Source organism: Allobosea sp. NPDC055353, assembly GCF_053644975.1.
Map to the genome: position 1 here is coordinate 2372127 of NZ_JBSHMC010000001.1, position 19629 is coordinate 2391755.

Here is a 19629-nt window from a genome sequence, read left to right on the forward strand (position 1 = left end):
TCTTGAGCGGGTTCGATGCCCTCACCTAGCCTGCATTGCAACGGCCAACACAAGGCCGAGCGGGAAACGACAGGAGGCTGCGATCGCCCTGCCCTGGCACAGGCTGAGCCCGGATGAGCTCGCGCTGCTCGAGGCCACCTTCTGGTCCGGGGGCTCGGCCCGCCATGCGCTTGCCGACAGCCTGCAGTTCTCACGCAGCAAGACCAATGCGATTGCGGCCGGGCTGATCGAGGAAGGCCTGCTCGACGAGGCCGGCGTCCAGCACTCCACCGGCGGCCGCCGCCCCGAGACCCTCTGCGTCCATCGCCGCATCGGCGTGCTCGTCGGCATCGATATCGGCGCGACCAGCCTCGATATCGCGCTGCTCCGCCCCGATCTCGGCATCATCGCCCGCCATGCCCAGGAGGCCGATGTCCAGGCCGGCCCCGGCCCGATCATGGCGCGCCTGCGCACCCTTCTGCCGACGATGCTGGCGGAGAACGGCATCGCGCCTGACCGGGTGCTCGCTGTCGGCATCGGCGTGCCCGGCCCGGTGAATTTCGCAGCTGGCCAGCTCGTCAATCCGCCGCTCATGCCGGGCTGGGACAGCTACGCCATCCGCGAGGATCTGCGCGAGGTCACCGACGCGCCGATCTTCGTCGACAACGACGTGAATCTGATGGCGCTCGGCGTGCTCTGGCGCCAGCGCAAGCAGATCGAGAATTTCCTCGTCATCAAGATCGGCACCGGCATCGGCTGCGGTATCGTCTGCCATGGCGAGCTCTATCGTGGCTCGAACGGCTCGGCCGGCGATATCGGCCATATCTGCGCCGATCCCGAAGGCCCGCTCTGCCGCTGCGGCAATCGCGGCTGCGTCGAGGCCATGGCCGCCGCCCCCGCCATCGTCGCCATGGGACTGGAAGCAGCCCAGGCCGGCCGCAGCCCGGCTTTGGCGGATCGCCTCGTCACGAAAGGCCGGCTCGAAGCCGCCGATATCGGTGCCGCCAGCCGGGCCGGCGATGCCGAGGCCGACGCCATCGTGCGCCGCTCCGGCCACCTGATCGGGCAGGTGCTCGCCGCGCTCGTCAATTTCTACAATCCCTCTCATATCTTCATCGGCGGCGGCGTCTCGGCGATCGGCCCGATGTTCCTCGCCGCGATCCGCCAGAGCGTGAACCAGCGCTCGCTCGCCCTCTCGACCCGCCATCTCGAGATCACCTCCGCCCCGCTCGGCCCCGAGACCGGACTGATCGGCGCGGGCGTTCTCGCGATGCGTGAGGCGCTGCGCAGCGGAGGCCCGGCATGAGCGCGACCGCCGGCCTCGCCGTCGCCTTCGACGGCATCGTCAAGCGCTTCGGCCCGGTCGAGGTGCTGCACGGCGTCTCCTTCGACCTCGAACCCGGCAAGGTCTACGGACTGCTCGGCGAGAACGGCGCCGGCAAGTCGACCTTGATGAAGATCCTCTCCGGCTACGAGCAGCCGAGCGAGGGGCGCGTCCTGATCGACGGCGCGCCGGTTGCCTTTGCCGGCTCGCGCGAGGCGGAAGCCGAGGGCATCGTCCTGATCCACCAGGAATTCAATCTGGCCGATGACCTGACCATCGCCGGCAACATCTTCCTCGGCCATGAGCGCCGCAAGGGCTGGCTGCTCGACGAGGAAGCGATGCGCAGCGGAGCACAGGCTGCCCTTGATCAGGTCGGTCTGGCGCGGAGCCCCGATACGCCTGTGCGTCGCCTGATCGTCGCCGAGAAGCAGCTCGTCGAGATCGCCAAGGCCTTGTCGCGAAAAGCCCGCCTGCTGATCATGGACGAGCCGACCGCCACGCTGACGCCCTCCGAGGCCGGACGACTCTTCGCCCTGATCGAGCGGATGCGGGCCGAGGGCATCACGGTCGTCTACATCTCGCACAAGCTCGACGAGGTCGAGCGCATCACCGACGAGGTCATCGTCATGCGCGACGGCCGCTTCGTCGGCCGCGCTCCCACCGCCTCGCTCACCCGCCATGCCATGGCGACGATGATGGTCGGGCGCGAGATCGCCGATCTCTTTCCCGAGAAGATCGCCGCCGATTCCGCGCTGCCTCCAGCACTGGCGGTCGAGAACTTCTCCGTACCGGGCTGGGCCAGCGACATCTCGTTTTCCGTGCGGCCGGGCGAGATCCTCGGCTTCGCCGGGCTGGTCGGCGCCGGGCGCACGGAGCTATTCGAAGGCATACTCGGCCTGAGGCCAGGCAGCGGTACGATCAAGCGCGACGGCAAGCCAATCCAGCTCAACTCGCCACGCGACGCCACGCGCCACGGGCTCGCCTATCTCAGCGAGGACCGCAAGGGCAAGGGCCTGCATGTCGATTTCCCGCTGCGGCCGAACCTCACGCTGATGGCGCTCGAACGCTATGCCAAGCCGCTGCTCGACCACGAGGCGGAGCAGCGCGCGCTGGAAACGGCCGTCGGCGAGTTCGGCATCCGCGCCGGCTCGCTCGGCATGAAGGCTGCCTCGCTCTCGGGCGGCAACCAGCAGAAGCTGGCCCTGGCCAAGGTGCTGCACCCGGAACCGCGCGTGCTGATCCTCGACGAGCCGACGCGCGGCGTCGATGTCGGCGCCAAGCGCGAGATCTATTTCCTGATCCAGAAGCTCGCCGCCCAGGGCCTCGCGCTCATCGTCATCTCCTCGGAGCTGATCGAGCTGATCGGCCTCGCCCATCGCGTCGCGGTGATGCGCGAGGGCCGGCTCGTCGCGACGGTGGAAGGCGACGAGATGACCGAAGCGACGATGATCGCCCATGCCACGGGGACCCGCCATGTCGCAGCCTGAAGCCGCAGAGCGTACCAAGGCCCGCACCCGCGAGGCGACCGTCCCGCTCGGCGACCGTATCGCCGCCTTCGGTCCCATCATCGGCCTGGTGCTGCTCTGCGTGGCCGGCGGAGCGCTGAACAGCGATTTCGCCACGCTCGACAATGCGCTGAACGTGCTCACCCGCACCGCCTTCATCGGCATCATCGCGGTCGGCATGTGCTTCGTCATCATCCTCGGCGGGATCGACCTCTCGGTCGGCTCGATGGCGGCGCTGATCGCCGGCTGCGTCATCCTCTTCATCAACTGGGCGGCCGGCGCCTTCGGCTCGCCGCTGATGGCGGTGATCGGCGGGGCGGCGCTCGCCGTCGTGCTCGGCGGCGTCTTCGGCCTGCTCCATGGCATCCTGATCGCGAAGGGGCGGATCGAACCCTTCATCGTCACCTTAGGAACGCTCGGCATCTACCGGGCATACCTCACCTATTTCGCCGATGGCGGAGCGCTGACCCTCGACAACGCTTTGGCCGATCTCTACGCGCCGGTCTATTACGGCAGCTTCCTCGGCGTGCCGATCCCGGTCTGGGTGTTCCTGCTGGTCGCGCTGCTCGGCGCGCTGATCCTGAACCGCACGATCTTCGGCCGGCATGTCCAGGCGATCGGCTCCAACGAGACCGTGGCGCGCTACGCGGCCGTCGATGTCGAGCGCGTCAAGATCCTCACCTACATGCTGCTCGGCCTCTGCGTCGGCGTCGCCACGCTGCTCTATGTACCGCGCCTGGGCTCGGCCTCGCCGACCACCGGCCTGCTCTGGGAGCTCGAAGCCATCGCCGCGGTCATCGTCGGCGGCGCGGCGCTCAAGGGCGGCCACGGCAGCATCACCGGCACGGTCATCGGCGCGATCCTGCTCTCGGTGATCAGCAACATCCTCAACCTGACGAGCCTGATCAGCGTCTACCTCAACGCCGCCGTGCAGGGCTTCGTCATCATCACCGTCGCGTTTTTGCAGAAAGGCCGCCGCTAGAGCCGGATCCGATCTGGCCATCCTGGCCTGATCGGTGAATCCGTCTCTCACTCAAAGAGAGAGAACGCGTGATCCGATCCGATTGCGAAGCAATCTGATCGGCGCGTGCTCTAGGGCGGCCATACAGGGAGAGAAGCGATGTCCATGCAGACCAGACGCAGCCTCATGCTTGCCGCCGCCGCGGGCCTCGCCTTCGCGGCGAGCGGAGCCGCCGCCGAACCCGTCCATCTCGGCGTGTCCATCCCTGCCGCGACGCACAGTTTCATGGGCGGCATCAACTATTGGGCGAACCAGGCGAAGAAGGATCTCGAGGCCAAGCACAAGGACCTCAAGATCACGATCCGCACCGCCGCCAACGCCGTCGAGCAGGCCAACCAGCTCCAGGACCTGAGCACGGTCAGCAAGATCAACGCGCTCGTCGTCTTCCCCTTCGAGTCGGCCGCGCTGACCCGGCCGGTCGCGAATGTGAAGGCCAAGGGCGCCTATGTGACGGTGGTCGACCGCGGCCTGACCGACACCTCGGCGCAGGATGCCTATGTCGCCGGCGACAACACCGCCTTCGGCAGGATTCCGGCCGAGTACATCGCCAAGACGCTCGGTGGCAAAGGCAATGTCGTGGCGCTCCGCGGAATCCCGACCACGCTCGACAACGAGCGCATGGACGCCTTCAACGCGGTCCTGAAGGGCCACCCCGACATCAAGCTACTCGACGCCAAATACGCCAACTGGAACCGCGACGACGCCTACAAGGTCACGCAGGACTTCCTGACCCGTTTCAAGGATATCGACGCCTTCTGGGCCGCCGATGACGACATGGCCTTCGGCGCCATCCGCGCGATCGACCAGGCCGGGCGCAAGGATATCAAGGTGATCTTCGGTGGCGCCGGGGCCAAGGACATGGTCAAGATCATCCTCGACGGGAAGGACCCGCGCATCCAGGCCAATGTCAGCTACTCTCCAAAATTCATCTATGAATCCATCAAGTTGACGGCGGAAGCTCGCTTGAAAGGCGAGAAGTTGCCGGCGACCACTATCATTCCCTCGGTGCTGATCGACAAGAGCAACGCCAAGGACTTCTACCACCCCGACTCGCCGTTCTGAGCGGATAGCACTTCGAGCCGCTGTTGATACTTGATCGCAGCGACATCGAACCACAGCGCTGTCATTCCGGGGTGCGCCGCTGGCGCGAACCCGGAACCCACGACCGGGTGAGAGTTTTGGACTTGGGTTATGAGGGCTCGCCCAGTCGTGGGTTCCGGGTTCTTCGCTGCGCGAAGCCCCGGAATGACAAAGGTGGTTCCGATATGGAGCCACCCAGCAATTGACCACACCGCCTAAAACGTCAGGTCCCGCGATGAACGACGCCCTCCCGCGCAAGCTGCGCTATGCCATGATCGGCGGCGGCCGCGATGCCTTCATCGGCGCCGTGCACCGCCATGCCATCGCGCTCGACGGGCAGGCGGAACTGGCTGCGGGCGCGCTCTCTTCGACCCCGGAACGCGCCCGGGAATCTGGCCGCGCCTTGGGTCTTGCCGATGCCCATAACCACGCAAGCTGGCAGGCCCTGCTCGAAGCCGAACTCGCCCGCCCGGCCGCGGAGCGCGTCGACCTCGTCGTCATCGTCACGCCGACCGACACGCATTTCCCGATCGCGCAGGCCTTCGCGGAAGCCGGTTTCCATGTCGTCTGCGACAAGCCGCTGACCCATACCGGCCAGCAGGCCGCGACACTGGTCGAGACGGTCGCCAGCCAAGGCACTATCTTCGGCGTCACCTATAACTACACCGGCTATCCGATGGTCCGGCAGGCGCGCGAGATGGTGCGTTCGGGTGTGCTCGGCGCCATCCGCAAGGTCGTGGTCGAGTACAATCAGGGCTGGCTTGCGACCGCGCTGGAAGCGACCGGCAACAAGCAGGCGAGCTGGCGCACCGATCCGGCCCGTAGCGGCATTGCCGGCGCGCTCGGCGATATCGGCTCGCATGCCGAGAACCTCGTCGCGACCGTGACCGGGCTCGAAATCGAGGAGCTGGTCGCCGATCTCGGCGCGCTGGTTCCCGGCCGCGCGCTCGACGACGACGCCAGTATGCTGCTGCGCTTCAAGGGCGGTGCGCGCGGTGTCCTCGTCGCCTCGCAGATCAATGCCGGGCTGGAGAACGACCTGCGCCTGCGCGTCTCCGGCGAGAACGGCACGCTGGAATGGCGACAGGAAGAGCCGAACCGGCTCGTCCATCACCGCCGCGAGGGGCCGACCGAGATCTTCACGCGTGGCGCGCCCTGGCTCTGCGAATCGGCCCGCCGCGCCGGACGCATTCCGGCAGGCCACCCGGAAGGCTTCATCGAGGCCTTCGCCAATGTCTATCGCGGCGTCTTCGCCGATATACGCGCCCGCAAGGCCGGCACGACAGCCGATCCGCTCGACGCCGACTATCCGACGGTCGGAGACGGCGCCCGCGGCGTGCGCTTCATCGAAGGCGCAGTGGCTTCCTCGGCGGAGCGACGCTGGCTGGCGTTTTCGGGGTGAGGCACGCCTGCCATTTGATCGCAACGGTTTCGAGCACCGTCCTTGTCATTCCGGGGCGCGCCGCAGGCGCGAACCCGGAACCCACGACCGGGTGAGAGATTTCATGCCGCGTTGTCAGCCGCTCACCCAGTCGTGGGTTCCGGGTTCTTCGCTGGCGCGAAGCCCCGGAATGACAAGGGTGGTGTCTGAACCCGAGCGTAGCCGGAGCTGCCCGCCTCAGCTTCCGCTCAGCGTCCGCCTGACGCTGTCGCGCCAGCCGGCGACCTTGCGCTTGCGCTCGCTCCCGGCCATGGCCGGCGAAAAGCGCCGTTCCAGCCGCCACATGTCGGCGAAGCGATCGGGCTCCGGCAGCAGGCCGGCATCGAGCCCGGCGAGATAGGCCGCGCCCAGCGCCGTCGTTTCCAGCACATTCGGCCGGTCGACCGGCACGTCGAGGATGTCGGCGAGGCGCTGCATCGTCCAGTCGGAGGCGACCATGCCGCCATCGACCCGCAGCACCGACTGCTTGCCGGCGCCGGCATCCGGCCAGTCCGCCCGCATCGCCTCGACAAGGTCCAGTGTCTGGTAGCAGACGCCTTCCAGCGCGGCGCGTGCGAACTCGCGCGGCCCGGAATTGCGTGTCAATCCGAACATTGCCCCGCGCGCATGCGCGTCCCAATGCGGGGCACCCAAGCCCACGAAGGCCGGCACCAGATAGACGTCCTGCTCGGGATCGGCGGCCTCCGCCAGCGGCCCGGTTTCGCTCGCCTTCTCGATGATGCCGAGCCCGTCGCGCAGCCATTGCACCGCCGCGCCCGCGATGAAGATCGAGCCTTCCAGCGCATAGGTCCGCTGGCCGCCGAGCTGATAGGCGACGGTGCTGAGCAGGCGGTGCTTCGAACGCACCGGCGTATCGCCCGTGTTCAGCAGCGCGAAGCAGCCGGTGCCATAGGTCGATTTCACCATGCCGGGCGAAAAGCAGGCCTGCCCGATCGTCGCCGCCTGCTGGTCGCCGGCGATGCCGCGCACCGGGATCGACGCGCCGAACAGCTCCGGCGCGGTATCGCCGAAATGCGCGGCGCAATCGCGCACCTCAGGCAGCAGCGCGGCCGGGATGCCGAACAGGTCGAGCAGTTCGGAATCCCAGACGCCGCGGCCGATGTCGAACAGCATGGTCCGCGCCGCGTTGGTCGCGTCGGTCGCGTGCACCGCCCCGCCGGTCAGGCGCCAGAGCAGGAAGCAGTCGATCGTGCCGAAGGCGAGCTCGCCCGCTTCCGCCCGCCGCCTTGCTCCGGGAACGTTGTCGAGCAGCCAGGCGATCTTGGTCGCGGAAAAATAGGGATCGATGCGCAGACCGGTGCGCTCGGCGACCAGCTCCTCATGACCGGCAGCGATGAGATTCGCGCAAGCCTTTGCCGTGCGCCGGTCCTGCCAGACGATGGCGCGGTGGATCGCCCGGCCCGTCCGGCGGTCCCAGATCAGCGTCGTCTCGCGCTGGTTAGTGATGCCGATGCCGGCGATGTCAGCAGCGCTCGCGCTGCCCTTGGCCATGGCCTCCCTTGCGGTCGCCAGCACGCTCTCCCAGATATCCTCCGGCTCGTGCTCGACCCATCCGGAGGCCGGAAAATGCTGCGGGAACTCGCGTTGAGCGCTGGCCACCACGCCGAGCGACGCATCGAACAGGATCGCCCGCGAGGAGGTCGTGCCCTGGTCGATGGCGAGGATATGTCTGGCGGCCATGTCGGTTCCCTGCCCTGTCTTGCATGAAGCCGGCGGAGACTGGCCGATCAACCGGTTCCGGCGCAAGCCGTCCGGTGTCTGGCGAGGCGCCCTGCCGGCAAGGTTCTGCTTGGCATGTGGTCTGCCCTGTAGTTAGCTTGATCACGAAGCAGGGCCGCGCCGTGTCGCGGCCCCTGTCCGTGCTCCAGGGCATCGGACAGGTTGAGGGATTGGGATCGGTGGCGGTCGAGGACCGGCAACAACGGGACGTCACGTCAGTGGCGCCTCCGCAAAGAAGCAACGCCGATCCGCAGCGGGCCGGTGCGGTTCCGTCTGTGACGCCGTTCAGGAACTTCGAACAGCCCTCTGCCCCGCGTCCCTCATCCGCGACCTACGCCGCACTCGACCTCGGCACCAATAATTGCCGCCTGTTGATCGCCCGGCCGGCGCAGCACGGCTTCCGCGTCGTCGACGCCTTCTCCCGCATCGTGCGCCTCGGCGAGGGCCTGGCCGCGAGCAGCCGCCTCGCTGATGCCGCGATGGACCGCGCTGTCGAGGCGCTGAAGATCTGCCGCGGCAAGATGGCGAATCGCGGCGTCACCCGCGCCCGGCTCGTCACCACCGAAGCCTGCCGCGCCGCCACCAACGGGCTCGATTTCATCCGTCGCGTCGCAGCCGAGGCCGAACTCTCGCTCGAGGTCATCGACCAGCGCACGGAAGCCGCGCTCGCCGTCTCAGGCTGCGCCGCCCTGACCGATCCGGCCGCCGAGAGCGTCATCGTCTTCGACATCGGCGGCGGCTCGACCGAGATCGTCTGGCTCGGCGGCCGCAGCGAGGCGCGTGATCCCGCCGCCCGCATCCGCGAATGGGCCTCGCTGCCGATCGGCGTCGTCACCGTCGCGGAACGCTATGGCGGCATCGAGGTCAGCCGCGACCTGTTCGAGAAGATGGTCGATGACTGCGCGCAGGCGCTGGCGCCCTTCGCGAAGAAGGCGGCCGGGGCCAAGGATGCCCGCAGCTTCCACCTGCTCGGCACCTCCGGAACGGTCACGACGGTCGCCGGCATCCATCTCGACCTGCCGCGCTATGACCGGCGCGAGGTCGACGGGCTGTGGATGCATCAGCGCGACATCCTCACGGTGATCGACCGCTTGATCGAGATGGACTATGCCGCCCGGGCGGCGAATGCCTGCATCGGCCGCGAGCGCGCCGATCTGGTGCTGGCCGGCTGCGCGATCTTCGAGGCGATCCGCCGCGCTTTCCCCAGCGAGCGCGTCCGCATCGCCGATCGCGGCCTGCGCGAGGGCATCCTGCTGCGCATGATGCATGAGGACCGCGCCTGGTGGCGGCGGAAATAGGCTTTTGAGGCGATGAGCAGCGGACAATCCGGCGGCAAGGGCGGCTCGGCCAAAACCAGCGGAGGCGGCAAGCCTGCCGGCGCGCGCGACATGCGCGTCAAGGTCAAGAAGGCCGGCAAGCTCAAGCATTCCTCGCAGCTCTGGCTCGAGCGCCAGCTCAACGACCCCTATGTCAAGCGGGCCCGGGAGATGGGCTACCGCTCGCGCGCGGCCTTCAAGCTCGAGGAGATGGACGACCGCTACAAGTTCCTGAAATCCGGCCAGCGCCTGGTCGATCTCGGCTGCGCGCCTGGCGGCTGGTGCCAGATCGCCGCCAAGCGCATCGGGCTGGAGCAGGGCAAGGGGTACATCGTCGGTATCGATCTGTTGCCGGTCGATCCGATTCCCGGCGTCGACCTGATCCAGCTCGATTTCATGGCCGATGAGGCGCCGGCCCTGCTGACCGCGCGTCTCGGCGGCCGGGCGGACGGCGTGATGTCGGACATGGCCGCCAATACCACCGGCCACAAGAAGACCGACCACCTCAAGATCATCGCGCTCGCCGAGGCCGCGATCGAGTTCGCGCATGACGTGCTGGCACCGGGCGGCTTCTTCCTCGCAAAACTGTTCCAGGGCGGTGACAGCGCCGAGCTTCTCGCCACGCTGAAACGCGACTTCACGACCGTGCGCAACGTCAAGCCTGCAGCGAGCCGCGCCGATTCCTCCGAGCTCTATGTGCTGGCGACAGGTTACCGTCGGAAACAGCAGCCCGAAGGCGACGACGCCTGACCGATACCGTCGAGGTGGCCATGCAGCCCCTGCCAAACATGGTCCCGGCGCTTCAGGCGATCCTCGACGCCGAGATCGCGCGGGGGAATTCCATCCTGAGCGTCGGCGAATGGCCGCCGAATTGCCGGCTTTTCGTTCAGCTCGCCCGCCCGTTCCGGAAGCGCTATCCGGCGCCGGCCGGCATCATCCATGCCGCGCTGAACGACCCGCATTACTGGAAGGCGGAATACCGCACGGCCGATGGCGCCGAGTGCCTCGCCTGCGGGTTCTAGCCGTCACTCCGGGAAGACGTCGCGCGGCAGGTGCTTGGGATCGTAGGTGCCCGGCGCGTTCCGCACGACGGAATTCCAGATCCAGAAGCCGAACCCTCCGAGCGCGAAGAGCGGCCCCGCCACCTCGAAGAAGCCGGCCTTGCCGCTCAGGCCGATATAGAGCACCAGCAGCCCGGCGCCGCCGAAGACGATGGCAGCGATGAGCGCGACGACGATCAGGGCGCGGTGCCGCCCTTCCGGAATGCCGCGCCGGTACGCGACATGGCCGTGGCCGCCCGCGATCAGGCGTTGGTGCAGGTCCTCGATGAACGCAATGAAATCCGCATCCCGCCGCGCGTCGTCCGTTCCCCAGGCTCCGCTGGAATGGACGAAGAGTGGCCGGCCAGCTCTGAAGGTCAGCTCCGCCGAGGCTTCCCAGGCCGAACGCGGCCCGCCACCGACCGCCTGCAGACGCACGCTCGTCAGATTGGCGAAGGGCCTGAGGCCCGAACGACCATCGAGTTCATAGGCGATGCCGTCGTCGCTGAGCGTCAGCTCGGTTTCGGCAAGCTTGAGCCGGGCCGCGCCGTCGCCGACACAGAGATTGTAGCGCGTCTCGCTTGAGGGCGCGGGTTCGGCTTGCATGCCCTGACCCTGCGGCAACTCGCTCTTCCTGGCAAGCTAGTCGAGCGGCTTCTGCTCCGCGATCGCCTCGGCGGTGACCTTGCGCGCGCTGACCGGGACATGGCCGGAAACCTCGGCGCCGGCATCCGGAGCGAGCTGCATCATCCAGAACACCGACGACGCCGAGATCAGGCCGACGATCAGGAAGGCCGGCCAGAAATCCCCGGCTGCAAGCGTCTTGCCGCCATGGAGGACATGGGCGCTCTCCAGGGCGAAGGCGCCGATGGTGACGCCGATGCTCAACGAGAGCTGCTGGGCCACGCCGGACAGGCTGGTCGCGCTCGACATCTCGCGATTGGAGACGTCGGCATAGCTCAGCGCGTTGATGCCGGTGAATTGCAGCGAGCGGAAGCAGCCGCCCACCAGCAGCACCGACAATATGATCGCGTGCGGCGTCGTCGGCGTGAACAGGCCGGAGGCCGCGAGGAAGGCGGCGCCGATCACGGCATTGACGGTCAGCACCCGCCGGAAGCCGAAACGCGTCAGGATGGACTTCGCCAGCGTCTTCATGATCAGCGCGCCGGCCGCCGAGACGAAGGTGATCAGGCCGGATTGCAGCGCATCCAGCCCGAAGCCGAGTTGCAGCATCAGCGGCAGCAGGAACGGAATGGCCCCGATGCCGGTCCGGAAGACCGAGCCGCCGATCACGCCGGTCCGGAAGGTCGGGATCCGGAACAGCGACAGGTTGAGCACCGGATAGGGCACGCGCTGCGCATGGAACCAGTAGGCCGTCAGCGCCGCCGCGCCGCCCAGCACGCAGGCATAGGACACCGCCTCCGGCACCAGATGGCGGCCGCCCGTATTGAGCCCGAGCATCAGGCTGGCGAAGCCGAAGGAGGAGAGCAGGAAGCCGCGGATATCGAGGGGCGGAACGTCCTCCTCGCGGACATCCTCGAAGAACAGGCTCGCCAGCACCAGGCCGACGAGGCCGATCGGGATGTTGATCAGGAAGATCCAGCGCCAGTCGAAATAGGTGGTGATGAAGCCGCCGAGCGGTGGCCCGACGACAGGTCCGACCAGCGCCGGAATCGTCAGATAGGCGAGCGCCCCCACGATCTCCGACTTGCTGACGCTGCGCAGGATGACGAGCCGCCCGACCGGTACCATCATCGCCCCGCCCATGCCCTGGATGAAGCGCGCGCCGACGAAGGCGCCGAGCGAGTTGGAGACCGCGCAAAGCAGCGAGCCCAGCATGAACACGCAGAGCGCCGAGCGGAAGATCGTCCGGGCGCCGAAGCGGTCCGCCATCCAGCCGGAGATCGGGATGAAGACGGCGAGACTGACGAGATAGGAGGTCAGCGCCAGCTTCAGCGCGATCGGGTCCTCGCCGAGCGATTTCGCGATCACCGGCAGCGAGGTCGCGATCACCGTCGAATCGGTGTTCTCCATGAACAGCGCACAAGCGACGATCAGGGGCAGGAGTTTGGAGCGCTGCAAGACGTCGAACCTTAGGATTTCCGGCCTTCCGCGCCGCAGAATTAGGCGCGCATGAAATCATAAGCTCGGCTATTAATGCCATGTGCACGGAGTGACGAGAGCGAAATCGCGGTTTATCGGCCGATTTGCCTGCTGCCCGCGCGCTTCCGCCATGCATCAGGATAATGGTTCAGCAATAGACACAACGCCGCCATGCGCTGCCCTCACTGCCTCGGTTCTGGCTGCAGCACCATTCTCTTCATGTCCGGTCGTACCGGACCGTCGCGAGGGGCGCGCGCCGTCAATCTCGGAGAAGCGCCATGATCAGAATCTCACCTGTATTTGCCGCCGCGCGCAGCCTGTCTCCCGGACTGTTTGCTCTCGGCTTCGCGCTGATTGCCGGCCTGAGCGGGGCGCCGACCCCGGCTGCAGCCGCGTCCGATGGCTGGAAGACCGGTTGCCAGTTCAAGACGATCCCCGGCAGCGGCGGCGAAGGTTTGCGCTATGACGTATGCCTGCGCCTCGAAACCTGCCAGCGCATGGCCAATGCGGCGGGACGGACCATCTTCGAGGCCGGCTGCTTCGGCATCGCACCGGACGCGCCCGTCCAGCCAGAAGCGACTCGGCTGGTCCGATAATCCGGGTGACGCAGCGGAAACGGCGCAGCTACTCGCCCGCGCCGTTTCCGCACTGCAAAAGAATCCTGACCGATGCACTAGCGGCTCCGCCACACCCGTGCTAACGGGCCTCGTCAACTCGGCAATGGGCCTTTCGCCCTGCCCCTTTGAAAAGCCGGCCTCGCCCGGCGGTCGGAGTTGACGATGACGCTTTCCCTCGACGGTCTGATTCGCGACGGTCTTACCTTCGACGACGTGCTGCTCGAGCCGGGCCCGTCCGAGGTCATGCCGGCGGATGTCGACATCCGCACCAGGCTCACCCGCACCATCTCGCTGAACCTGCCGATCATCGCCTCGGCCATGGACACGGTCACCGAGGCCCGCATGGCGATCGCCATGGCACAGGCCGGCGGGCTGGGCGTCATCCACCGCAATCTCGACGCCGACCAGCAGGCCGCCCAGGTCCGCCTCGTCAAGAAGTTCGAATCGGGGATGATCGCCAACCCGATCACCATCCATCCCGACGAGACGCTGGCCGACGCGCTGGCGCTGATGAAGAACAACGGCATCTCCGGCATTCCGGTCGTCGAGCGCGGCCCGCAGGGCCACCACGGCAAGCTCGTCGGCATCCTCACCAACCGCGACGTTCGCTTCGCCGCCAATCCGGCCCAGCCGGTTTCGGAGCTGATGACCAAGGAGCGCCTGATCACGGTGCGCGAGGGCGTCAATCCCGAGGAGGCACGCCGCCTGCTGCACCAGTTCCGCATCGAGAAGCTGCTCGTCGTCGACGATCACTACCGCTGCATCGGCCTGATCACCGTCAAGGACATGGAGAAGCAGGTCGCCCACCCGAACGCCGCCAAGGACGCGCATGGCCGGCTGCTGGCCGCCGCCGCGACCACGACCGGCGACCAGGGCTTCGAGCGCTCGGAGATGCTGATCGATGCCGGTGTCGACCTGATCGTCGTCGACACCGCCCATGGCCATTCGGCCAAGGTGCTGGAAGCCGTCAGCCGGGTGAAGAAGCTCTCCAACTCCGTCCAGGTCATCGCCGGCAACGTCGCGACCGCCGGCGGTGCGCAGGCCCTGATCGATGCCGGCGCGGACGCCATCAAGATCGGCATCGGCCCGGGCTCGATCTGCACGACCCGCATCGTCGCCGGCGTCGGCGTGCCGCAGCTCACCGCGATCATGGATGCGGCTTCCGCCGGCGCGAAGGCCGGCGTCCCGGTCATCGCCGATGGCGGCATCAAGTATTCGGGCGACCTCGCCAAGGCGCTTGCGGCCGGTGCCTCCTGCGCCATGGTCGGCTCGCTGCTCGCCGGCACCGACGAGACCCCCGGCGAAACCTTCCTGTACCAGGGTCGCTCCTACAAGGCCTATCGCGGCATGGGCTCGGTCGGCGCGATGGCGCGCGGCTCGGCCGATCGCTACTTCCAGCAGGACATCAAGGATTCGCTGAAGCTCGTGCCGGAGGGCATCGAGGGCCAGGTTGCCTACAAGGGTCCGGTCTCGAACGTGCTCCACCAGCTCGCCGGGGGCCTGCGCGCCGCGATGGGCTATGTCGGCGGCAAGGACCTCGCCGACTACCAGGCCAAGGCGCGCTTCATCCGCATCACCAGCGCCGGCCTGCGCGAGAGCCACGTCCATGACGTGACGATCGTGCGCGAAAGCCCGAACTACCCAACCCGCTCTTGAGTCATCGCGGGCATTGTGCAGCACTGGCCCGACTCATCCGGGCCGGTGCGACACGAGGCGACGCGCAACCATGACTCTCAAGCTGATCTATCCGACGCTGGCGATGATCTTCTGGATCTTCGTCGTCGGCGTCATCCTGGCGCTGCGCCGCAAGAACGCCTTCACCAGCGGTGCCGTCCGGCCCGACGAGGTCACCGTCTCGACCGAGCGCTACCCGGTCCCGGCCCGGCTCGCCGCAGCGAACTTCACCAACCAGTTCGAAACGCCGGTGATCTTCTTCGCGCTCGTGATGGTCGCGATGGAGACCGGCGCGACCGGCTATGTCATGGCGCTCCTGGCCTGGCTCTATGTCGCGACCCGGATCGTCCACACCCTGGTCCATATCGGCCCCAACCCGCTGAAGCTGCGCGGCGCGATCTACGGCATCGGCGTCATCGCGCTGTTCTGCATGTGGCTAGGCGTCCTCATCTCCGTGCTCTGAGGGAGACCGGGCTTGCCTCGCCTCGCTCCCGTTAAGCATTCCACCCGTTTCCGCCGGCTGCGAGCCGGGAAGCGTTGAAGCTTAACGAAAAGTAAACTACACCCCGAATGGCGGCGGACGGTGGACAAGCGTAGTTTGGAGTGACGCGATGTTGCGTGTCCGTGAAGTCCCGGCGCGGGTTTTCGCCCGCGACGGTGAGGTTTTGGCTGCCGTTTCCGGCAAGACGAAGAAGAGCACCCGGCGCAGCCCCGCGGCACGCCTCCTGGCGCTCGCCGCGCTCGGCGCCACCCTCGGCTCCGGGGGCATCGTGCTGACGGCCTCGATGGTCCAGGCCGAGGGCGATGCCGGCGCGCGTGAATTCATCATGCAGGAAGCCGCGCGCCACACCGAGCAGACGCGCCTGCGCAATGCCGCCTACACCTCGACGCGCTATACTCCGCAAGCCAATGCCTATGCCCCCGCCAGCCGCGGCTGGCGCCTGCCGCTCATGCAGACATTGCCGGACGGCCGCCTGGCCCACCCGCCGATCGACCTCAACCCCTTCCGCAAATCCGCCCGGAAACCCGCCGAGCGCCGGCGCAAGGTCGCCGGCACCGCCACCGCGTCGCTGGATGCCGTCACCGGCGCGGCAAGCCGCGCCCAGACCTTCTGCGTCCGCCTTTGCGATGGTTTTCCCGCTCCGATCGGCTATCTCCGCGCGCCCGGTGACATGAAGGCCCATGAAGCGCTGTGCCAGGCGGCGAATCCGGGTGTTCCGGTCAAGGTCTTCAGGATGGCCGCCGGCGCGACCGGCATGGCGGACGCCGTGGCGGCCGACGGCAAGCGCTATGGCGCCCTGCCGATGGCCTTCAGCCATGAGAAGGCGGCCGACCCGGCCTGCCGCGCCCCCATCGTCCAGGTCGGCGAACGGCGGATTTCCCTGCTGCGCGACATCACCTTGCGGCCGGGCGACAGCGTCGTGCTCGACGGCAAGGTCTCGACCTTCACCGGCGGTTCGAGCTGGCCCTATAGCCGGCGCGACTTCCGCGACTTCCGCACAGCGTCGGAGCTCAGCAAGTCCCAACGCAAGCAGATCGACGAGCGGGTCGGCATTTCCCGCATGGAAGCGCAGGCGCGCAGCGTCCGCCGCCAGATGCGCGTCCGCGAAGCGCGTCTGCACGACGATACCATCGCCAGCGACGCGATCCTGCGCGGCACGGTCGACCCGACGGCGCAGGAGTCGGTTCGGCTGATCCCGCTGCCGACGCGCTGAGTGTCGAGACTTTCGACGCTCCCTGTCATTCCGGGGCTTCGCGCCTCCGGCACGCCCCGGAATGACGACGGCTGGGAGCATCATGCGAGCCGATACTGCGCCCACGTTCGACGAGAAACGGCCGGCCCAGCCGCGGCCGGTCGCCTCATCCAAAAGACGTACGACCGGATCGCGTCCGAAATCTCTTCGTCTTTCCAAGGCAATGCCTGGCTTATTAGAATTCGTCCAAATAAGAAGTTGCCTAGAATTCGTCTAAGACATTGATATCATAGGATTACTTCATTGACGCCCCCTCCCCGGCGTTCTATCGCTCGCCCGTCGCGCTGATCGCGCCCATCGACGGAGCAGAAGAATGATCGCAAAGACCTATCTCCACGCCCTGGCGCTGTCGTCCTGCCTGCTGGCCGCCCCGGCCTTCGCGCAGGGCGTGAACCTCTACACCACCCGCGAGCCCGCTTTGCTCAACCCGGTGCTGGAAGCCTTCACCAAGGACACCGGCATCAAGGTCAATGCCGTCTTCCTGAAGGACGGCCTGCAGGAGCGCATCCGCGCCGAAGGCGCCAACAGCCCGGCCGACGTCATGCTGATGGTCGATGTCGGCGAGATCAACGCCGCGGTCGATGCCGGCATCACCCAGCCGATCAAGTCGGACGTGGTCGACAAGGCCGTCCCGGCGCAGCTTCGCCCCGACAACAACTGGGTCACGCTGACCAAGCGCGCCCGCGTCGTCGTCGTCTCGAAGGAGCGCGTCAAGCAGGACGCGATCACCTACGAGGACCTCGCCGACCCCAAGTGGAAGGGCAAGTTCTGCATCCGCGCCGGCCAGCACCCCTATAACAACGCGCTCTTCGCCGCCTATCTCGCCCATCACGGCGCCGAGAAGACCGAGACCTGGCTCAAGGCCGTGCGCGCCAACGCCGCCCGCAAGCCCGGCGGCGGCGACCGCGACGTCGCCCGCGACATCCAGTCGGGCCTCTGCGACATCGCCATCATCAACACCTACTATATCGGCCTGATGAGCCAGGCGAAGAACGAGCAGAAGGGCTGGTTCGACGCGATCCAGCCGCTCAAGACCACCTTCGCCGGCGGCGGCACCCATGTGAACGTCTCGGCCGCCGCGCTGGCCAAGAACGCTCCGAACAAGGACAACGCCGTCAAGCTGGTGGAGTACATGCTCGGCGACAAGGCGCAAGCCCTCTACGCGAACGGCAATTTCGAGTTCCCGGTCAACGCGGCCGTGACCGACTCCGCCGCCGTCAAGTTGCTCGGCGCCGTCACGCCGGACAAGCTGCCGCTCTCCGAGGTGGCCAAGCAGCGCAAGGCGGCGGCCAACCTCGTCGACAAGGTCGGCTTCGACAATTGAGCCTGAGCCAACCGCTCCACGCTACGCGACGGTCGCCATTCTCGTGGCGGCCGTCGACACGTTTCGCCTATGCCGCGATCGGCGGTGCGGCGCTCGTGCTGCTACCGCTGCTTGCGCTCGTCGCGACCGCATTGTCCTCACGGCAGGCCGCAGAGATCTGGCCGCATCTCGCCGCCAACGTCCTGCCGACGGCCCTCGTCCAGACCAGTCTGCTGCTGGCCGGCGTCGGCACGGCCTGCGCCGTCATCGGCGTCGGCACGGCGTGGCTGGTGACGCAGCATGATTTCCCGGGGCGGCGCTCTTTCGAATGGCTGCTCGTGCTGCCGCTGGCGCTGCCGACCTATCTGACAGCCTATATCTACGTCGAATTCCTCGGCTTCCAGGGGCCGCTCCAGAGCGCGTTGCGCGCCGCGGCCGGCTGGCGCTCCTTGCGCGACTACTGGTTTCCCGATCCGCGCAACCTGCCGGGCGCGATCGCGATCATGGCCATCGTTCTCTATCCTTACGTCTATCTCAGCACGCGCGCGCTGTTCAGCGTGCAGGGCGCCAGCATCGTCGAGGCCGCGCGCAATCTCGGCGCGGCGCCCGGCCGCCTGTTCTGGCGCATCGGCCTGCCGCTGGCGCGCCCGGCCCTGGCAGCCGGCCTGACGCTTGTCCTGCTGGAGACGTTGAATGATATCGGCGCCACCGAATATCTCGGCGTGAGATCGCTGACGCTCTCGATCTATACAACCTGGGTCAATCGCGGCTCGCTGCCCGGCGCAGCCCAGATCGCCTGCGTCATGCTGTTGATCGTCTTCGCGCTGATCCTCGCCGAGAGGCAGCTGCGCGGACAGCGCCGCTTCGCCCTGCCGGTCCGCCAGCCCCGCCCGGTAACGCGCCGGCCGCTGCATGGTCGCAGCGCCGCTCTGGCCGCCCTCGCCTGCGCCCTGCCCGTGTTCTTCGGTGCCGCCTTGCCGATCGGCTATCTCCTCACCGAAATCCTGCAACGTGGCTTGCTGGCCCAGTTCGACGCCGCGCTGTTGCGGCTTCTCGGCAATGCGTTGCTGCTCTCCGGCCTCGCATCAATTCTGGTCGTGGCGCTCGGGCTCGGCATCGCCACGGCCAGCCGCAGCGGTCGCGAGACCTGGCTGAAGCCCCTCGCCCGCATCGCCAGCCTCGGCTACGCCGTGCCGGGCACCGTGCTCGCGCTCGGCCTGCTGATCCCGCTCGCGGCCTTCGACAACCTGCTGGCCGATGCTGCATCCGCCCTGTTCGGCCTCAAGCCGGGCCTGATCCTGATCGGCTCCGGCGCCGCGCTCGTCATCGCCTATACCGTGCGCTTCCTCGCCATCGGGGTCTCCGGCGTCGAGAGCGGGCTGGCGCGGGTCTCGCCGCGGATCGACGATGCAGCCCGCGCGCTTGGTGCCCCCGGACCGGAGGTGCTGCGGCGGATTCATTGGCCGTTGGCGCGCCCGGCCATCGCTGCCGCCGGGCTTCTCGTCTTCGTCGACTGCCTCAAGGAACTGCCGGCGACGCTGCTGCTGCGCCCGCTCAACGTCGACACGCTGGCGACCGTGGTCTATGGCCATGCCTCACGCGGCGTCTTCGAGGATGGCGCGCTGGCGGCACTGCTGATCATCCTGGCCGGCCTCTATCCAGCCTTCGTGCTGGCGAAAGCCGGCACGAATCGCGCGGGATAGCCGGCTTTCCCGCCTCGACAAGCTCTCGGCATCGGCCTAAACCCTGTGCC

The 19629-nt window shown here is 67.5% G+C and carries 17 protein-coding genes; 14 read left to right on the forward strand and 3 right to left on the reverse strand.

Features of this window, described 5'->3' with window-relative positions:
- The first annotated feature begins 316 nt into the window (after positions 1 to 316).
- From ACWIEX_RS10950 to ACWIEX_RS10970, 5 genes are all read left to right on the forward strand, one after another.
- Complete coding sequence (locus ACWIEX_RS10950) at positions 317 to 1285, forward strand: ROK family protein (protein ID WP_454033060.1); 969 nt, start codon at positions 317 to 319, stop codon at positions 1283 to 1285.
- Positions 1282 to 2790: a sugar ABC transporter ATP-binding protein gene (locus ACWIEX_RS10955; RefSeq protein WP_454033061.1), complete on the forward strand. Its 1509-nt coding sequence runs from the start codon at positions 1282 to 1284 to the stop codon at positions 2788 to 2790. The genes ACWIEX_RS10950 and ACWIEX_RS10955 overlap by 4 nt, the downstream gene beginning before the upstream one ends.
- Positions 2777 to 3790: an ABC transporter permease gene (locus tag ACWIEX_RS10960; RefSeq protein ID WP_454033062.1), complete on the forward strand. Its 1014-nt coding sequence runs from the start codon at positions 2777 to 2779 to the stop codon at positions 3788 to 3790. The genes ACWIEX_RS10955 and ACWIEX_RS10960 overlap by 14 nt, the downstream gene beginning before the upstream one ends.
- A 138-nt stretch (positions 3791 to 3928) precedes the next feature.
- Positions 3929 to 4891 carry a substrate-binding domain-containing protein gene (locus ACWIEX_RS10965; RefSeq protein ID WP_454033063.1) on the forward strand — a complete coding sequence of 321 codons (963 nt, stop codon included), beginning with the start codon at positions 3929 to 3931 and terminating at the stop codon, positions 4889 to 4891.
- Between the two features lie 253 nt (positions 4892 to 5144).
- Complete coding sequence (locus ACWIEX_RS10970; RefSeq protein ID WP_454033064.1) at positions 5145 to 6311, forward strand: Gfo/Idh/MocA family protein; 1167 nt, start codon at positions 5145 to 5147, stop codon at positions 6309 to 6311.
- Between the two features lie 216 nt (positions 6312 to 6527).
- Here the strand turns inward: ACWIEX_RS10970 and glpK are convergent, their stop codons facing one another.
- Positions 6528 to 8030, reverse strand: coding sequence for a glycerol kinase GlpK (gene glpK, locus ACWIEX_RS10975; RefSeq protein WP_454033065.1), 1503 nt, complete (start codon positions 8028 to 8030; stop codon positions 6528 to 6530).
- A 218-nt stretch (positions 8031 to 8248) separates the two neighbouring features.
- Between glpK and ACWIEX_RS10980 the strand changes: the two genes are divergently transcribed.
- From ACWIEX_RS10980 to ACWIEX_RS10990, 3 genes are read left to right on the forward strand one after another with little or no spacing between them, the layout of a single operon-like run.
- Positions 8249 to 9367 carry a Ppx/GppA phosphatase family protein gene (locus ACWIEX_RS10980; RefSeq protein WP_454033496.1) on the forward strand — a complete coding sequence of 373 codons (1119 nt, stop codon included), beginning with the start codon at positions 8249 to 8251 and terminating at the stop codon, positions 9365 to 9367.
- A 12-nt stretch (positions 9368 to 9379) separates the two neighbouring features.
- Complete coding sequence (locus ACWIEX_RS10985; protein ID WP_454033066.1) at positions 9380 to 10135, forward strand: RlmE family RNA methyltransferase; 756 nt, start codon at positions 9380 to 9382, stop codon at positions 10133 to 10135.
- A gap of 20 nt (positions 10136 to 10155) precedes the next feature.
- Positions 10156 to 10407 (forward strand): hypothetical protein, encoded by a 252-nt coding sequence (locus ACWIEX_RS10990; RefSeq protein ID WP_454033067.1) that lies wholly within the window; start codon positions 10156 to 10158, stop codon positions 10405 to 10407.
- 3 nt (positions 10408 to 10410) lie between these two features.
- On the opposite strand, the gene ACWIEX_RS10995 is transcribed toward ACWIEX_RS10990, so the two are convergent.
- Positions 10411 to 11031, reverse strand: a complete 621-nt coding sequence (locus tag ACWIEX_RS10995; RefSeq protein ID WP_454033068.1) for an MIP/aquaporin family protein — start codon at positions 11029 to 11031, stop codon at positions 10411 to 10413.
- A gap of 36 nt (positions 11032 to 11067) precedes the next feature.
- Positions 11068 to 12507 carry a DHA2 family efflux MFS transporter permease subunit gene (locus ACWIEX_RS11000; RefSeq protein ID WP_454033069.1) on the reverse strand — a complete coding sequence of 480 codons (1440 nt, stop codon included), beginning with the start codon at positions 12505 to 12507 and terminating at the stop codon, positions 11068 to 11070.
- A gap of 299 nt (positions 12508 to 12806) precedes the next feature.
- Here ACWIEX_RS11000 and ACWIEX_RS11005 point away from each other — a divergent pair, with 299 nt between their 5' ends.
- The 6 genes from ACWIEX_RS11005 to ACWIEX_RS11030 all read left to right on the forward strand — a co-directional run bounded on the left by ACWIEX_RS11005 (position 12807) and on the right by ACWIEX_RS11030 (position 19579).
- A complete protein-coding gene (locus ACWIEX_RS11005; RefSeq protein ID WP_454033070.1) occupies positions 12807 to 13124 on the forward strand; it encodes a hypothetical protein in 318 nt (105 codons plus the stop codon).
- A gap of 183 nt (positions 13125 to 13307) precedes the next feature.
- Positions 13308 to 14801, forward strand: coding sequence for an IMP dehydrogenase (guaB, locus tag ACWIEX_RS11010; protein WP_061967710.1), 1494 nt, complete (start codon positions 13308 to 13310; stop codon positions 14799 to 14801).
- A 70-nt stretch (positions 14802 to 14871) separates the two neighbouring features.
- On the forward strand, positions 14872 to 15282 hold the full coding sequence (locus tag ACWIEX_RS11015) for an MAPEG family protein (RefSeq protein WP_454033071.1): 411 nt from the start codon (positions 14872 to 14874) through the stop codon (positions 15280 to 15282).
- A gap of 148 nt (positions 15283 to 15430) precedes the next feature.
- Complete coding sequence (locus tag ACWIEX_RS11020) at positions 15431 to 16534, forward strand: DUF2865 domain-containing protein (protein WP_454033072.1); 1104 nt, start codon at positions 15431 to 15433, stop codon at positions 16532 to 16534.
- 352 nt (positions 16535 to 16886) lie between these two features.
- Complete coding sequence (locus ACWIEX_RS11025; RefSeq protein ID WP_454033073.1) at positions 16887 to 17897, forward strand: extracellular solute-binding protein; 1011 nt, start codon at positions 16887 to 16889, stop codon at positions 17895 to 17897.
- Positions 17894 to 19579 (forward strand): ABC transporter permease, encoded by a 1686-nt coding sequence (locus tag ACWIEX_RS11030; protein WP_454033074.1) that lies wholly within the window; start codon positions 17894 to 17896, stop codon positions 19577 to 19579. The genes ACWIEX_RS11025 and ACWIEX_RS11030 overlap by 4 nt, the downstream gene beginning before the upstream one ends.
- Positions 19580 to 19629 lie beyond the last annotated feature (50 nt).

Bases quoted from the DNA above. Each gene is read 5' to 3' on its own strand.
- ACWIEX_RS10955 (WP_454033061.1), top strand. From the start codon at position 1,282: ATGAGCGCGACCGCCGGCCTCGCCGTCGCCTTCGACGGCATCGTCAAG.
- ACWIEX_RS10960 (WP_454033062.1), top strand. From the start codon at position 2,777: ATGTCGCAGCCTGAAGCCGCAGAGCGTACCAAGGCCCGCACCCGCGAG.
- ACWIEX_RS10965 (WP_454033063.1), top strand. From the start codon at position 3,929: ATGTCCATGCAGACCAGACGCAGCCTCATGCTTGCCGCCGCCGCGGGC.
- ACWIEX_RS10970 (WP_454033064.1), top strand. From the start codon at position 5,145: ATGAACGACGCCCTCCCGCGCAAGCTGCGCTATGCCATGATCGGCGGC.
- glpK (WP_454033065.1), bottom strand. From the start codon at position 8,030: ATGGCCGCCAGACATATCCTCGCCATCGACCAGGGCACGACCTCCTCG.
- ACWIEX_RS10985 (WP_454033066.1), top strand. From the start codon at position 9,380: ATGAGCAGCGGACAATCCGGCGGCAAGGGCGGCTCGGCCAAAACCAGC.
- ACWIEX_RS10990 (WP_454033067.1), top strand. From the start codon at position 10,156: ATGCAGCCCCTGCCAAACATGGTCCCGGCGCTTCAGGCGATCCTCGAC.
- ACWIEX_RS10995 (WP_454033068.1), bottom strand. From the start codon at position 11,031: ATGCAAGCCGAACCCGCGCCCTCAAGCGAGACGCGCTACAATCTCTGT.
- ACWIEX_RS11005 (WP_454033070.1), top strand. From the start codon at position 12,807: ATGATCAGAATCTCACCTGTATTTGCCGCCGCGCGCAGCCTGTCTCCC.
- guaB (WP_061967710.1), top strand. From the start codon at position 13,308: ATGACGCTTTCCCTCGACGGTCTGATTCGCGACGGTCTTACCTTCGAC.
- ACWIEX_RS11015 (WP_454033071.1), top strand. From the start codon at position 14,872: ATGACTCTCAAGCTGATCTATCCGACGCTGGCGATGATCTTCTGGATC.
- ACWIEX_RS11020 (WP_454033072.1), top strand. From the start codon at position 15,431: ATGTTGCGTGTCCGTGAAGTCCCGGCGCGGGTTTTCGCCCGCGACGGT.
- ACWIEX_RS11025 (WP_454033073.1), top strand. From the start codon at position 16,887: ATGATCGCAAAGACCTATCTCCACGCCCTGGCGCTGTCGTCCTGCCTG.